We start from the raw sequence: 13,598 nt of genomic DNA on the forward strand, positions 1-13,598 counted from the left end.
GAGGGCTTCTTTTTGGGCATTTGTCAGGGTAATTTTCATGGACACAATCTTGATCTGATAGGAAGGAAAAATCAAGCAGCTTCAATTACGATGGGTATAGACAGCCTGTATGAGCAACAGGTCAGCCTGATTAAATCCATTCCTGAACAGTATCTGACACAGGTACAAACACTGGTCCAGCAAAGTGTGGTTAATGGGCGGGATGTGGGCTTTTTGAAGGAAGAGCTGAAAAAACGCTACGGGATAACGGAGCACCGCGCCAGAACCATTGCCCGTGACCAGAACGCCAAAGCGACGAATGCCATTGCCCGCGAACGTTGCAAATCCACCGGGATAACCGAAGGCATTTGGATACACCGGGCAGGAGGCAGTAAATCATACCGTGATTCACACGTCAGAATGCACGGTCAGCGGTTTAAGCTCAGCGAAGGTTGCTATGACGACCATGTGAAACGGCATGTTCATGCCGGTGAATTAATCAATTGTAAGTGCGATTTCCGCCCGGTTATCCCTCAAATTGGAAGCGGTGAACAATGAATGAAAATAACTCGGTCGTCTTTGACGCGGGGAGTCGGCGACGTATTGACGAAAACGGCTACCTTCATGTCTCTCAGACGCATTTAACCAAAGAGCAGGTGGTGCCCTATGTCGGTCGGGAAATCCCCGGCTGGGATACGCTGGCCTTAGAGCCAGACCGAATGTATTACGGCTACCGACCCAGCGATGAGCTGGATAAAGCCAAGGCCACGTTTAACGGTGTTCCCTTGCTTTATCTGCATAAACAGGACAGCGCAGAACAGCCACTAAAAGAGTTGCGGGTGGGATCGATTGGGACAACACCGGTCTGGGATTCACCTTATCTGGATAACGCATTAACTGTCACTGACCAGATGGCGATTGATGCCATTCAGGACGGCTCGTTAAAAGAATTAAGTTGTGGTTACTTTTTTGAACCTGATTTCACGTCAGGGGAATTTAACGGTGCACCTTATGACTTCGTGATGCGAAACATCCGGGGAAACCATGTGGCACTGGTCAAAGAAGGTCGGGCAGGTCCCGATGTATACGTACATGACGGCTTGCCGTCTCAATTGAAGGTACAAGAGATGTCAGAAGAAAATAAAGCACCTGAGCATACCGGCGTCACACAGGATGATCCGAATGCGACGTTACCGCCTGAGGAAAAAAAGACGGGAGTCGCGGTAGACGAGGACGCAGTCAAAGAAAAAATGACGGCGCTGGGGCTGGCAACGGATGATGAAACGGCGGTACAGACCTTTATCAGCGGCATGCAATTTGCGCACGAACTGGCAGAAGGTGAACCCCCTGCCTCGGTCACTGATAACCCCGCCAATGCTGAAACAGTGAAGGATAATCCGACACAGGAAAACACGGAAGTGAGCAAGGAGAAGCCCCCTGCTATGGACAAGAAATCCAAAGTGACTATGGATGCTAACACCATTCGCCATCAGGCTGTTGAGCAAGCAAAAGCTCATTTCCGGGCGCTTAATGAAGCTGGTCATAAAGTCCGCTCGCTGGTGGGAGATGTCGATGTCATGGCGTTTGACAGTGCTGACGAAGTCTATGCGCATGCACTGAAAGCCAAGGGCTATGACCCGAAGAAATACGATAAAACCGCGTATAAAGGCATGGTCGATGTACTGGCAGCCCAAAAGCCGTCAGCTTTCACACAACCGGTGATGGATACCGCCCCCGCGCAATTGGATGGTCCGTTTGCAGGTCTGAAAAACATCAAACTTTAAGAGGTTATCATGGCATTACAAAAACAAGTCGGCCTGTATTACGCACCGGCGGTTCCCGGTGACAGGGCCACCCAAAACCCGGTGGTTTACACACAAGGCAACCCACGAGCAGAAGGCGATATTACGCTCGGGCAGTTCGTCTTTGCAGGCACTGACCCTTTCAGACAAGTCAAAGCCGCTACAACAGGCAAAGATGCGCCGATTGGTTTTGCTGAGCGGGTGCTGGCGTATTACAACTTCGACCTGATATCACCGGGCACGATGGTTATTCCCGATCAGACTGATGTTACGGTCGCGGTTAAAGGGGATTTTTGGTGTACGCCAACTAATCCGAATGCCGCCATCGGGCAGACGGTATTTGCCTCAACGACGGATGGCAGCATTCAGACCGCTGATGCCAAAGCCACGGTCGAGGGTCACGTTAAGACCGACTGGAGTGTCAAATACTACGACGCTGACAGCAACCTCGCCATCATCTCGAACTGGTAATTTCTTACCCTACATTAATTCATTTATTTTCACGCATGACAGACACTCTGCAATAACGGGTGGGCGTTGTCGTGCGTGTCATGGAGAACAGAATGCCTATATCTTTTGAACAAGCCAGACAATACGGCTTTGTCTTTAACGGGGCGCGTGAGTGGATCACCCGTGACAACATGCCGCGACTGATTCAGGATGCTGCGATGGTGACATCGCCTAATTCCACTGTTCCGGCTGAATTGCTGGCTTATATCGACCCGACAGTCATTGAAATCCTGACCGCCGTCCGTAACGCCCGTGAGCTATACAGCGAAGAGAAACGCGGAGACTGGACAACGCCGTATATGAAATGGCGTGCGAATGAAGTCACGGGTAACACGGCGGCTTATTCGGATTTTGGACACTCCGGTCGGGCGGGAACGAACAATGAATGGCACACCCGCGAGCAGTACCGCTATCAAACCGTTATCCAATACGGTGATTTAGAGGCAGACATGGCATCGGGGGCGAAAATCAATTTAGCGGCGGATAAACAACGCGCTGCGGCGACGATTATCGACATCGACAGCAATAAATTCTACCTGTTAGGGGTAGAAGGCCGTGAAATTTACGGAGCGCTTAACGACCCTAATTTGCTTCCCGCCATTGTTGCCGCGCCTTCTGGTGAAAAAGGCTCAACTAAGTGGGTAGACAAGAGCACGCAGCAACGTTATCGGGATATTTTGAATTTATTTGCCCGTCTGGTTAATCAGACTCAGGGATTGATTTCTGAACAGGATGAACTGATTCTGGCGCTATCCCCCACATTGCGCGTACAACTGGGTGATGCAACTGACTTTAACGTCTCAGTGATGAAAATGCTGATGACGTATTTCAGCAAGATCAAGTTTGTCAATTTGCCACAACTGGGTGGTGCGAGTGGTGAAACCATGCAGTTGATTGCCCCTAAAATAGCGGGCATGGAAACGGGGTTGTTGGGTTTTGGTGAGAAGATGCGAGCAGGCCGCATTGTGCCGGATTTATCGTCGTTCTCGCAGAAATTCACGGCAACCACCTATGGCTCCGTGATCCGAATTCCGGCGGCCATTGCCCAAATGACCGGAATGTAGTCATCAAACCCAATCAAAACACCGTGGTCTCTCAGGAGGCCATTTTTTTATGCTGGAGAGAAAGTATGTCTAAAGGAAAAACCATGAATGTTCGCCTGAATCACCCGCATGGCATCGAGTTTCCGATGCCGGATGGTTCGAGTATGGTGCTGAAAGGTAACGCTTTTCATCTCTTTGGATTAGAGAAAGGGGAGCTGCCCGTCGGTCTGTACGGTGAAACCGTTGTTGATGCAGATAAATGGGAATACATCCTGAAAACGTATGGCGACATGGAAATTTTCAAAAATAACTTGTGTGTCTGGGATGAAAAAACCACCAGTGCCAATGATAAAGCCAGCGAGAAAAAAGAGCTGCGTCACGGTCGCGAGCCGGTTGATACCAGCAAGACCGCGACAGAACCGGCAAAAGAGGCTGCCTGATGGCAGTCGTGACCTTTGACCCTGATGCGTTCCTTGAGCTTTACCCGCGATTTGCAGGCGCTCTGACCAACGGGCAATTACAACAGGCGTTTGATGTGGCCTGTCTGTTGCTGGATAACTCCGATAACTCGATTATTCCTTATGAACCCAGCGGCACACAGGAGCGCAAGACCTTGTTGTACCTGCTGACCTGTCATGTTGCAACCGTCACGTTATGGGGTGATAAAGGACAGGCAGGCCCGGCCTCCAGTGCGTCAGAGGGTTCAGTCAGTGTGTCATTTGCGGTTCCCGATGCCGCCAATGCCTCGTGGTTCAAGCTCACACCCTGCGGGCAGATGTACTGGCAGGCCACGCGCAAATATGTGGTGGGTGGACGTTATTCGGCAGTCAAACATTATCACCCTTGGGGGTAAATTATGGGAATCAAAGGCGGGGATAAACTCCGGGCGGCACTGGCGCGCATCGCCAGCACACCCACAATTCAGGTTCAGGCCGGGGTACTGGCAGGCGCAACGAATGAAGAAACAGGCGAAAAAATTGCCCCTTATGCCGCTGCTAACGAATTTGGTACACGCAATATTCCGCCCCGGCCTTTTATGCGCAGCACCATCGCCAATAAATCCGGGGAATGGGGGCAGATTCTGGGGGCACAGCTTCGCGGGCGATTGCAAGAGGCAGGCGGTGTCGAGGCGGCCTTTGATGTCGTCGGGCAAGTGATGGCATCAGATATCAAAGACAGTATTGAGCAGTCATTGCCACCGCCGAATGCCCCAGAGACGGTTGCCCGAAAAGCGAAAAAAGGTAATGCCTCACCCGGTCAGACGCTGGTGGATACCGGGAGTTTGCAGCGGGCAATTGATTATGAAGTTATCAAAAGCAGTAAATAAATCGCGGTAACCGATTTATCTCACTGTTATCATTGCGTGACCTAACGAAAGGAAACGACAATGAAATTAAAGTTTATATTATTTATGTCCCTCATTATGGGGGCTAACAATGCCTTTGCAGGATCTGTATTAGACAATGAAGCGTCACGCTCAAAGATTCTTGCCGAGAGGAAAAAGCTAAGTGCTTGTCTGGTTAAACATGTCCAGCAAGAGGTTATAAATACCCAGAAAGCGCCGACAAAAATCGCCTCGGAAGCGGTTGAGCTTTGTTCTGATTACTTTAAATCGGTAGAAGATGTCAACCTTGATGCATTCAGGGCGACATATTCAGAGCCTGATTATGATGATATCGTCGCGTGGTTAGAAGCTATGAAGGAAGGTAATATTTTTAAAAGTAAAAATATCATGTTAGGGGAAATGGCTGCCACAGTGATTTTGTTGCGAAAAAAGCAGGCGAGAGATAACCAATAAATTTATTTTTACAATTTAAAGTCTAATGCCGCCTTGTGCGGCTTTTTTGTGCATGAAAGGTGAGAAATGATTAATGTCAGAACTATCGCCAATAGCCTTACCACCACCGTTAACCCGAATATCAGCGCCATCCTGTTAACCAATGATGGCTACACCATTTCGGACTCCGGTAAGCAAGCCCCCAAATACACCGAGCATGAAATCACTGTCCAGCTCCAGAGTCTCAGTACGCAGGATTTAGAGCATCTGGGGGTGATTAACCAGCAGGGACAGCATATTTACGCGTATGCACGCGGGCAGATATCGGCAATCCGGCGCTCGAAACAAAAAGGGTCTGACCGGATGCGGTTTGCAGCGTACGGTGAAGAGGAGATATCTGAGTGGAATGTCACGAAAGTTATTGAATCTTACCCGACATGGGTGAAGGTGCTGCTATGGCGACAATAACCGTTACACATGAGGATATTTTCACTGAGGTGAGAAAATATCTCATTAAGCTGTTTTCATGTGAGGTGATGCAGGGGTATCAGAATGATGTTCCCGCCCCTGAGAACGGTATTATCATGCACGCCCTGTTTGAGCGGGATTTGGATTACACTGCCAATTACTATCATCACGAAGCGTCAACCATTACGGCACAACGTTCTGTCGAGCTGACAATGCAACTGGATTTTTACGGTGACGAGGCCGATTCACGGGCGCGGATAGCGGCGAACCTGTGGCAGTCCCCTTACACCACCGCCCGGCTGAAAAAATGTCAGCCACTTTACAGTGAATCACCGCGAAAAATGGTACTGGTCAACGAAGCGAACCAGTATGAAAACCGCGTCATGCTTGAAATTAAGCTGCAATACAACCCTGAAACCACCTACTCAGTGGACAGCACTGATTCATTCTCTCTCGATCTCAACTCTATTTAAGGAATTTCCATGAACACTATTCCGGCAAGTGACATTGTCAGTGTCTTGCCCGGCGTCGTTGGCACGGGCGGTAATCCTCTGGCACTGAATGTGCTGTTTACTACCAAGCAAACCCCAAATGCCATGCTGGGCGTAAAAGCCTTTGGCGATGCTGAACAGGTGGCTGATATCTTTGGCACAAAATCCAAAGAGCATGAAGCGGCACAGGTTTACTTTGCTGGCTTTGTCGGTTCGACGGCTCGGCCTGAGACATTGTATATCGCCTCCATGATGACCACTGATCAACCCGCTAAGTTGGTGGGCGGTAAAATGCCTATTCGCGATTTCAGCCATATCCCACAGGGGCTGGCGCTGGATATCGACGGCAAAAGGCAGGTAGTGACCATCACGCCAGCGGACATCAAGTCTTACTCGGCACTGGCGGCGGCGGTCTCTGAATCGCTGGCGAAAGCGGGCGTGTGTAAATATGACGCAGGCAGCCGTACCTTCACCATTGAGGGCATCAAGAAAGGCAGTGATGGCACGATTGGATTCGGTACGGGGGATTTAGCCGATTACATGGGGCTGACCGAAGAAACCGGCGCACAGAAAAACGAGGGCATCAAAGCCGACACCATTGAGGAACTGTTACCCCGCATCACCAAAACCGTGAGCAATTTTGTCTCGGTGATGGCAGTGGATGGTTTCAGTACAGACGAAAAATCAGCCATTTCCAAATGGGTATCGCTGCAAGGGGATCGCTATCTGCATGTATGGCCTGAGAATAGTAAATCGCTGGTGGAGCTGGAAGCAATTTCGAATGTTATCCGTGAGTCCGATATTGGCGGCACGCACCTGATGTTTGGCAACCACACGCACGGGGCGTTTGTCTGTGGTTATCCGGCCTGCCTGAGCTTTAATGAACTCAACGGACGGACAAACTTTGCATTCCGCCGTCAGGAAGGGCTGAAACCTTCCGTGACCGATAAAGCACTGGCAGATGAGTTACTGCGCCTGAAATTCAATTTCTACGGGGCTTACGGTACGGCAAACGACCGCTTTATCTTCGCCTATCCGGGTTCGATATCCGGTAAGTTCAAGTGGCTCGACAGCTACGTGAATCAGGTCTACCTGAACAGCCAGTTGCAGCTTGCCCTGATGACCATGCTGACAAGCTTCAAGAGCATCCCCTATACCGACAACGGGGCAGCCATTCATCGGGCAGCCATCAAAGACCCGATTGACCAGATGCTGAACTTCGGCGCTATTCAACGCGGGGTGGAATTATCCGAGCAGCAGAAAAAGCAGATTAACACTGAGGCTGGCTTTGATGCGGCAACCCAAATCAAAACCGAGGGCTGGTGCTTACGTATTGGTCAAGCCCCCGCACAGACGCGCGGACTTCGCCAGTCTTTACCGCTGAAACTCTGGTATGCCGATGGTGGCAGTGTCCAGCAGGTGACGCTTCCCTCTATTAATGTTCAGTAAGGAGTAAACCCTCATGTCAATGGGACATAACCCACTCACGATCACCTCAGCCAATGCCGTCCTGATGCTGCGCTGCAAAGGTATTTATGATGACTGGGTCACTATTCAGGGCTTTCAAGTCGATAACGCACTGGAATTCGGTAAGGTGACGCTTGGAGAAACCCGGATCGGGGTGGATGGCAGGCAGTCTATCGGCTACATGCCGCATGAAACCTCGTGGACACTGTATCTGGAGGCTAACAGCCCTTCAACGCAGATCATGGAAAACATCCGCAAAGACTTCAACAGCAACATGGAGACGCGCTTTATTGATTTGGTTATCGAAATGCCGTCCATCAAAAAGCGTTACACCGGGACAGGCGGCCTGATAAGCATGACAGCGGGCGCGAGTATTAAAAAATTGCTGGACGGAACCAGCTACGAATTCAACATGATCACCGTCGGCGCAGAGGAAATCGCATAATGTCACTCTTAAAATCCAAGACTATCACCATTGAATCAGGCCGCGACAAAGGCAAAACCTTTGTGATCACCGAAATGCCCGTAGTGAAAGCCGATGACTGGGCAATGCGTGCCTTGTTTACCATTGCCAATGGCGGGGTGGATATTGGTGATATCCGCCCGGAGATGGGCATGATGGCAATCACTAATGTGGCAATTAAGGCGCTATCCAACATTCGGGCAGCCGACGGTATCCCGCTGCTCAATGAGTTACTGGATTGCGTGCAGATTGTCCCGTCCGGGGGGAATGCCCGCGCCATTGAATTTAACGCCGATATCCGCGATGTGAAGACGCTGTTCTTACTGCGTAAGGAAGCACTGACAATCCATATCGATTTTTTCACACAAGGCGGTGGCTCAGACTCGAACAGCTAAAGGCCGGGCTGCCGCTGAGAGAAGGGGTACTGGCTGAAACGGTGAATGTGTCCAGCGTGGTCTTTCAGATTGTGACGGCGGGTTATGCGACCTATCACGAGCTTGCCACCGTCTACGGGCTTGAGGCTGCCATGAACCTGATTGAAATCGGTCAGGTCAGCGACTATAACAAACGTCTCAGGGAAGAGATGGAAAACCGTCAGCATTAAATGCAGGCAAAAACGCTATACTTCAATGAGATTATCTTGCTGTGAGGTGTCCGATGTTCAAGAAAATCGCCGCTGCATTCTTGCTGTTCCCGTGTGCGTTATTAGCAGATAGCGGAGTCTATACGGGGGAGGACGGTAAGCTAGCCATCCGCGATGGCAACTATTTCTGTCAGATGTACCCTGCTCACCTTTTCAATGACCCACGCAACCTGAACGGCTTTCCGAGCGGTTATTATCCGCAAGTCGTGATGAGTGTCAGTACAGATAAAGACGGCAAATACCTCAGCGTTGACCTGCATCCCGGTATGGCCTTTGATGTCAGGCCGTCCGGTTCGTGGGGCTATGTCAGTGCCGCGCTGGGAACGGGTTCAAGCAGTGCGTCCGAGGTGACTTACCACGTTGCCAGCGATAACAATAATTTTGCTTATGTGATTGGCACAAAAAACGCCGGGGTGATAGCCGCACTCAGCAGTACGGATGCCTTTAGCCCAGTCAATGCGGTGCTGGGTCAGTGTAATAGAATAAATTAACCAACGGAGAATAACGATGAAATTTGAAGAATTACCCCCTGATGCAAGATCAGCAGCGATTGAAGTATATAAAACGATTGCTATTCGTGAAGCGGGTTTAGTTGATGATGAATATCAGGAATCGCAAACAGTCAGACTGGAGAATCTGGCTGAAAGTATAGCGAGGGGGTTTGCTAAGCTCTGCATTTCGGCTAGTGAGAGTGAGTATGGCAGGGTGGGAGCATCATCCGACAATCGGTAGTCAGGTTTATCAATCAATAGCTAAAAATTAAGTGAGATAAGACATGAACAAACTTGAATCAATGGTGCATGAATTAGCGGTAGAAGAAAATATAACTTTTGATCAGGCTATAAAGTTGGTTGCCGATATGATTATTATCAGGCGAACCAACTTGCCTAAAGATGGTCAAGTGCCAGTAGTTGGCTATGGTCACTTAGATGGATAAAGTGAAGCAGTCCAGTCAGTGAATATACAGATAAAAATCGCTGGGGCTTTTTTTGAAAGTGGCTTAGATACTCTCTCCACATCAGACATAATTTGTGATTTGTTGTTGTTAGATATCCCAAAGTAAGTGCCATCGGGTAGATCGTGGCTTTTACCATTAGAGAATGTAATGGACTTATAGAATCCAAGGCTTCTCATTTTTTTATGTAATTCCTCATATTCATTATGACCAGCATCATATATTTCAACCCTAACCAAATAGTTTGCCATTTATTTATTCCTCATTTTGGTTGCGAACCCATCAACCTATCACTTTCCCTTAATCACGGTAAGTGAGGAACCACCTCGCCTGATGTGGTGAAAAGCAGGCATGAAATGATTATCTCAACGGGTCGCAATGCGGCCTTTTTTTACGTCCAAAGGAGAGCCAAATGGCGACTCTCGTTGATACCTTACTGGTTGGCCTTAAGCTGGATATGTCCGGTTTTGCCAGTGATGCACACAAGGCAATTCAGGCACTTGATGACTTGGATAAGAAAGCAGGTGGCGCATCAACTGCGGTTGTCAAACTGTCTGATGATGTAGATGAAGCCGCAGACAGTACCAAAGATTTTGACCAGTCTAACCAAGACTTGGTTAAATCGATGGATAAGCTCAACACCAATCTGGAAGCAATATTAGGTGAATTGTCAGAGTACGGTGATAAGACCAAGAAGAACAAAGAGAAGACGCAGGACTGGAGCAAGTCGGTCAATGTCGCAGTGAAAGCACTGGCAGGACTGTTTACCACGCTCTTTGTTTCCACTGGCCTCACCAAACTGATTAATGACGTTTCCAGTGCCAGTGACCAGCTTCACTTCCTGAGCAAGAATACCGGACTCAGCGCGGAGACCATCAAGAAGTGGCAGAACGCGGCTGAGATGTCCGGTGGCACGGCTGACGGTATGGCGGCTACCCTGTCTGGCCTCAATAAATCATTGTGGGATTTAGTGACAGTCGGTGATGCGTCTATCCTGCCTTTCTTTAATGCGCTGGGTGTCGGAGTGGTAGACTCGCAAGGGAAGCTACGTAACTTGGACGATATTCTGCTGGATATGGCGGGTAGCATGTCCCAGATGGATCGCCCTCAGGCTTATAACATCGCTAAGAATATGGGGATAGATGACGGCACGATTAATACTCTGCTAGAAGGCCGTGATGCCATCCAGAAACGACTGGACGCCCAGAAGAACCTCGTTATCTCCACCAAAGAAGAACTGGAGCTTAACCGTAAACTCAGAGAGCAAAACTCCGTTCTCAGTCAGCAATGGGAGGGGTTAAAGACGCTGGTGGCAAATTACCTCATACCGCGTTTATTGAAGCTCTCGACGATGGTAACGGGTTTTTTAGAATACCTGAATAAGAACCGAGAGACGGCAATTAATGTCTTCAGGGCGTTATCAGTCTTCTTAACACTAACTCTCATACCTGTTCTGTTCCGTACAGGCCGCATGTTGCTACTGGCTTTTGCTCCACTACTGGGCACAACAGGAATAATCCTTGCGCTTGCTGCTGCACTTTGGGTGTTGTATGACGATTACCAGACATGGAAAAAAGGCGGCGATTCGGTACTCAACTGGAAAGAGTGGGATGAGTCAATCACATGGATTCTGAAGAAACTGGATGAGTTCAAAGAGTGGTTCAAGACCACAACCATCGGTCAGTGGTTTACTGATACGAATGGAGAGTTGGATACCTTTAAACTAACACTGGGTGGATTAGCCTTGTTCTTGGGTGGTCCATGGTTAGCAGGCATCCTGACAACGTTAAGTCTGGCGGGATTAGGGTTAGTCCGCTTCTTTGGTCTCCCCGGCTTGTTAGTCGGTGGCGCTGTATGGGCGTTTATGGACTTCAAGTCCAAGATTGATAATTTTGACTGGGACTCACTGGGAAATAATGTCGGCAATCTGGCAGTAGAAGGCATAAAAAGGACACAGGCAGCCAAAAAAGTGCTTGAGGCTGAAACCCCGAAAGAGCGGGCAGAAGCGGCCTTGTTCGGCTTCGGTGATTTATTGCCGGGCGGTAAAATGGCTCAGTTCGCCGTTGCCGCAGGTCTTCCCAATAAAATAGCCGATACCATATCAAGTAATACCGATAAGAAAGGGAATGTTAACTGGTCAGGTGTAGCTAAAGATGCCCTAAACTCGGCTGCGAAAACTTATAATCGCGTAGCCGCAAAGAGCAAGGAAATTACATCCAAAACCCAGCTCAATTCTAAAAACGCCAACGACCTCACCGACAAGGCTGCACTCAATGCAATGCGGGGTTACTTCATGGAGCTGGAGAAGAAGTATAAATTGCCAGCGGGAATACTGTATGCAATAGCTATGGCCGAATCGTCGGGACGTAGGCACTTGGTATCAGAGGCTGGGGCAATGGGTCCATTTCAATTTATGCCGAAAACTGCCGCTGCATATGGACTAAAAGGAGATGATGTTTTCGATTGGTATAAATCAGGGGATGCAGCAGCCGAAATGGTGAGTAACTTGTCTAAAAAGTTCGGTGGTAAATTAGATGAAACGTTGGCTAGTTATAATTGGGGAGAAGGTAGAGTGCGTGAAAAAGGTATGGAAAATATGCCAAAAGAGACACGCAAATACATTCCAAAAGTCAAAAAATACATGGAAGAAGAACGCAAAAACCGGAAGGCTCAGGGAGTTGTGGAATCACTTTCTAACCTTCAATCAAGGATGGATCAGCCCCTCATACCCAATATGGACATGAATGCACCGTTCGAGTTTTTGGCTCAAACCGACAAGATACGTAATATGCCTATGGCTGGCACGACACGCGTCAACATCGAGATGAACGGCAATGTTAACGTTTATTCAAACTCAGACACGGTGAAAGGAACAGTGGCAGATGGCACTGAAGCTATCAGAACAAATCTTTCTCAGATTATTTCGTCGATGGGCTAAAAGAAAATTCATACATGGATGTGTGTTTTCTTTTAAGAAAGCTATTATACTTAAATTATGTTAATCGGATTTGAGGTTACTATGTTGAGGAAAATTGCTATCGCTCTGCTATTTACTTTCGTTACACTGCCATCGTTTGCAGAGCCTAGCTTTACCGTAGATGAAATAACCAAAACGGCTAGCGTTGATAATCTTGATAAGGTTGTAGAGGGATGCGAATCAGGCGAAGGGTTTTTCTCGATTGATGGTTTCCAATACTCTGAAAGTGGTAATACTATCGACCTCATTAAATTTAAATCATCGGATGATAAAATTTTCGCTATACCTACTGGGTTTGATAAATTAAGTAATGCAGACAAACAAAGCGTACAGAAGATACTCAAAAAAGGGCAATTATCTTTTGCTAAGTATGCGGTGTGTGGTAGCGGTGGATTTATGAGTCTAATTAGCCTAAATGTACCCCTCAAGAAATAACTTGAGGAGAAGAAATTTAATCTTTAATCCATTCATGGTTTTTCAGATAAGCCATTGCAGCTAATTGGATAAGCAATATTAAGTAAAGAATATATTTGTAAAATTGTAACACACTTCAAGTTGTTCAGATTGAGTTCCATCCACCTGTTTGTTAGGTTATCGCCAATCTATTTGTTATTTTCATTATGGTGATAACGTGGCATCAAAAAAGAAAACCAAAACCTCTATTGTCTTTTTTTGGATTGGTGTTGTGGTGGTTGCATTTAACACCAAAGGAGTAAAAGAAGGCATATTAAATAATGTAGTTCTATTTACGTTTATTTACTGGAGTGGTTATTTCATACTGAGGCTAGCACGGTACTTTATCGCAATTATTCTTGAGCGAAGTTCTAAATAGTTTGTCATAATGGTGAGACTCTTATATTTCTCATTTCTTCCCAAGCCGTTAACGAAGCTCTTCCCAAAAAAATTTTCACATTACGAATAAGCTGCCACATAAATTGGCAACAATGATTGCGTGTCACCGTTTCATGAAGTGATTGCCATAGCCGTTCTATTTTATTTAACCAAGGCGAGTAGACCGGAAGA

The 13,598-nt window shown here is 47.9% G+C and carries 20 protein-coding genes and 1 pseudogene; 19 read left to right on the forward strand and 2 right to left on the reverse strand.

What is annotated here, in order from left to right; translation table 11 throughout:
• The 17 genes from Xinn_RS17885 to Xinn_RS22195 all read left to right on the forward strand — a co-directional run.
• Positions 1-537: phage head morphogenesis protein (locus Xinn_RS17885; protein WP_169923610.1), on the forward strand; the 537-nt coding region annotated here is incomplete at its 5' end.
• A complete protein-coding gene (locus Xinn_RS17890) occupies positions 534-1,763 on the forward strand; it encodes a DUF2213 domain-containing protein (RefSeq protein ID WP_086953575.1) in 1,230 nt (409 codons plus the stop codon). The genes Xinn_RS17885 and Xinn_RS17890, both read left to right, overlap by 4 nt.
• Before the next feature lie 9 nt (positions 1,764-1,772).
• Positions 1,773-2,252 (forward strand): structural cement protein Gp24, encoded by a 480-nt coding sequence (locus Xinn_RS17895; RefSeq protein ID WP_086953574.1) that lies wholly within the window; start codon positions 1,773-1,775, stop codon positions 2,250-2,252.
• A 92-nt stretch (positions 2,253-2,344) separates the two neighbouring features.
• Positions 2,345-3,355 (forward strand): major capsid family protein, encoded by a 1,011-nt coding sequence (locus tag Xinn_RS17900; protein ID WP_086953573.1) that lies wholly within the window; start codon positions 2,345-2,347, stop codon positions 3,353-3,355.
• Positions 3,356-3,420: 65 nt separating this feature from the next.
• Positions 3,421-3,774 carry a hypothetical protein gene (locus tag Xinn_RS17905; RefSeq protein WP_086953572.1) on the forward strand — a complete coding sequence of 118 codons (354 nt, stop codon included), beginning with the start codon at positions 3,421-3,423 and terminating at the stop codon, positions 3,772-3,774.
• Complete coding sequence (locus tag Xinn_RS17910; RefSeq protein WP_086953571.1) at positions 3,774-4,187, forward strand: DUF4054 domain-containing protein; 414 nt, start codon at positions 3,774-3,776, stop codon at positions 4,185-4,187. The genes Xinn_RS17905 and Xinn_RS17910 overlap by 1 nt, the downstream gene beginning before the upstream one ends.
• A 3-nt stretch (positions 4,188-4,190) precedes the next feature.
• Entirely contained in the window at positions 4,191-4,661 is a 471-nt protein-coding gene (locus Xinn_RS17915) for an HK97-gp10 family putative phage morphogenesis protein (RefSeq protein ID WP_211286029.1), read from the forward strand.
• 60 nt (positions 4,662-4,721) lie between these two features.
• Positions 4,722-5,132, forward strand: a complete 411-nt coding sequence (locus Xinn_RS17920) for a hypothetical protein (protein WP_086953570.1) — start codon at positions 4,722-4,724, stop codon at positions 5,130-5,132.
• A gap of 66 nt (positions 5,133-5,198) precedes the next feature.
• Positions 5,199-5,579 carry a hypothetical protein gene (locus tag Xinn_RS17925; RefSeq protein ID WP_186435636.1) on the forward strand — a complete coding sequence of 127 codons (381 nt, stop codon included), beginning with the start codon at positions 5,199-5,201 and terminating at the stop codon, positions 5,577-5,579.
• Positions 5,567-6,052, forward strand: a complete 486-nt coding sequence (locus Xinn_RS17930; RefSeq protein WP_086953569.1) for a phage neck terminator protein — start codon at positions 5,567-5,569, stop codon at positions 6,050-6,052. Before Xinn_RS17925 ends, Xinn_RS17930 begins: the two co-directional genes overlap by 13 nt.
• Before the next feature lie 9 nt (positions 6,053-6,061).
• Positions 6,062-7,519 (forward strand): DUF3383 domain-containing protein, encoded by a 1,458-nt coding sequence (locus Xinn_RS17935; protein ID WP_086953568.1) that lies wholly within the window; start codon positions 6,062-6,064, stop codon positions 7,517-7,519.
• A 13-nt stretch (positions 7,520-7,532) separates the two neighbouring features.
• Positions 7,533-7,982: a phage tail fiber protein gene (locus Xinn_RS17940; RefSeq protein ID WP_086953567.1), complete on the forward strand. Its 450-nt coding sequence runs from the start codon at positions 7,533-7,535 to the stop codon at positions 7,980-7,982.
• Positions 7,982-8,395, forward strand: coding sequence for a hypothetical protein (locus Xinn_RS17945; protein WP_086953566.1), 414 nt, complete (start codon positions 7,982-7,984; stop codon positions 8,393-8,395). Before Xinn_RS17940 ends, Xinn_RS17945 begins: the two co-directional genes overlap by 1 nt.
• 56 nt (positions 8,396-8,451) lie before the next feature.
• Complete coding sequence (locus tag Xinn_RS22190; protein ID WP_211286030.1) at positions 8,452-8,604, forward strand: hypothetical protein; 153 nt, start codon at positions 8,452-8,454, stop codon at positions 8,602-8,604.
• Between the two features lie 53 nt (positions 8,605-8,657).
• Complete coding sequence (locus Xinn_RS17950) at positions 8,658-9,134, forward strand: hypothetical protein (protein ID WP_086953565.1); 477 nt, start codon at positions 8,658-8,660, stop codon at positions 9,132-9,134.
• Positions 9,135-9,150: 16 nt separating this feature from the next.
• Positions 9,151-9,375, forward strand: a complete 225-nt coding sequence (locus Xinn_RS17955) for a hypothetical protein (protein ID WP_086953564.1) — start codon at positions 9,151-9,153, stop codon at positions 9,373-9,375.
• 43 nt (positions 9,376-9,418) lie between these two features.
• Positions 9,419-9,580, forward strand: a complete 162-nt coding sequence (locus Xinn_RS22195) for a hypothetical protein (protein ID WP_169923612.1) — start codon at positions 9,419-9,421, stop codon at positions 9,578-9,580.
• On the opposite strand, the gene ghoS is transcribed toward Xinn_RS22195, so the two are convergent.
• Positions 9,565-9,849 (reverse strand): type V toxin-antitoxin system endoribonuclease antitoxin GhoS, encoded by a 285-nt coding sequence (ghoS, locus tag Xinn_RS17960; RefSeq protein ID WP_086953563.1) that lies wholly within the window; start codon positions 9,847-9,849, stop codon positions 9,565-9,567. The two genes, Xinn_RS22195 and ghoS, sit on opposite strands and share 16 nt — an antisense overlap.
• Positions 9,850-10,010: 161 nt before the next feature.
• Here ghoS and Xinn_RS17965 point away from each other — a divergent pair, with 161 nt between their 5' ends.
• Both Xinn_RS17965 and Xinn_RS17970 read left to right on the forward strand, forming a co-directional pair.
• Entirely contained in the window at positions 10,011-12,536 is a 2,526-nt protein-coding gene (locus Xinn_RS17965) for a transglycosylase SLT domain-containing protein (protein WP_086953562.1), read from the forward strand.
• Between the two features lie 81 nt (positions 12,537-12,617).
• Positions 12,618-13,010, forward strand: coding sequence for a hypothetical protein (locus Xinn_RS17970; RefSeq protein WP_143706508.1), 393 nt, complete (start codon positions 12,618-12,620; stop codon positions 13,008-13,010).
• A 401-nt stretch (positions 13,011-13,411) separates the two neighbouring features.
• Here Xinn_RS17970 and Xinn_RS17980 read toward each other — a convergent pair.
• Positions 13,412-13,598, reverse strand: a pseudogene (locus Xinn_RS17980) (IS630 family transposase); the annotation flags it as partial.

It is taken from the genome of Xenorhabdus innexi (genome assembly GCF_002632485.1).
GTDB classification, from domain to species: domain Bacteria; phylum Pseudomonadota; class Gammaproteobacteria; order Enterobacterales; family Enterobacteriaceae; genus Xenorhabdus; species Xenorhabdus innexi.

Coding starts and splice junctions, on each gene's coding strand:
- Xinn_RS17920 (WP_086953570.1), top strand. CDS start 4,722: ATGAAATTAAAGTTTATATTATTTATGTCCCTCATTATGGGGGCTAAC.
- ghoS (WP_086953563.1), bottom strand. CDS start 9,849: ATGGCAAACTATTTGGTTAGGGTTGAAATATATGATGCTGGTCATAAT.
- Xinn_RS17965 (WP_086953562.1), top strand. CDS start 10,011: ATGGCGACTCTCGTTGATACCTTACTGGTTGGCCTTAAGCTGGATATG.
- Xinn_RS17955 (WP_086953564.1), top strand. CDS start 9,151: ATGAAATTTGAAGAATTACCCCCTGATGCAAGATCAGCAGCGATTGAA.
- Xinn_RS17895 (WP_086953574.1), top strand. CDS start 1,773: ATGGCATTACAAAAACAAGTCGGCCTGTATTACGCACCGGCGGTTCCC.
- Xinn_RS22195 (WP_169923612.1), top strand. CDS start 9,419: ATGAACAAACTTGAATCAATGGTGCATGAATTAGCGGTAGAAGAAAAT.
- Xinn_RS17915 (WP_211286029.1), top strand. CDS start 4,191: ATGGGAATCAAAGGCGGGGATAAACTCCGGGCGGCACTGGCGCGCATC.
- Xinn_RS17900 (WP_086953573.1), top strand. CDS start 2,345: ATGCCTATATCTTTTGAACAAGCCAGACAATACGGCTTTGTCTTTAAC.
- Xinn_RS17905 (WP_086953572.1), top strand. CDS start 3,421: ATGTCTAAAGGAAAAACCATGAATGTTCGCCTGAATCACCCGCATGGC.
- Xinn_RS17945 (WP_086953566.1), top strand. CDS start 7,982: ATGTCACTCTTAAAATCCAAGACTATCACCATTGAATCAGGCCGCGAC.
- Xinn_RS17940 (WP_086953567.1), top strand. CDS start 7,533: ATGTCAATGGGACATAACCCACTCACGATCACCTCAGCCAATGCCGTC.
- Xinn_RS17935 (WP_086953568.1), top strand. CDS start 6,062: ATGAACACTATTCCGGCAAGTGACATTGTCAGTGTCTTGCCCGGCGTC.
- Xinn_RS17910 (WP_086953571.1), top strand. CDS start 3,774: ATGGCAGTCGTGACCTTTGACCCTGATGCGTTCCTTGAGCTTTACCCG.
- Xinn_RS17930 (WP_086953569.1), top strand. CDS start 5,567: ATGGCGACAATAACCGTTACACATGAGGATATTTTCACTGAGGTGAGA.
- Xinn_RS17950 (WP_086953565.1), top strand. CDS start 8,658: ATGTTCAAGAAAATCGCCGCTGCATTCTTGCTGTTCCCGTGTGCGTTA.
- Xinn_RS17890 (WP_086953575.1), top strand. CDS start 534: ATGAATGAAAATAACTCGGTCGTCTTTGACGCGGGGAGTCGGCGACGT.
- Xinn_RS17970 (WP_143706508.1), top strand. CDS start 12,618: ATGTTGAGGAAAATTGCTATCGCTCTGCTATTTACTTTCGTTACACTG.
- Xinn_RS17925 (WP_186435636.1), top strand. CDS start 5,199: ATGATTAATGTCAGAACTATCGCCAATAGCCTTACCACCACCGTTAAC.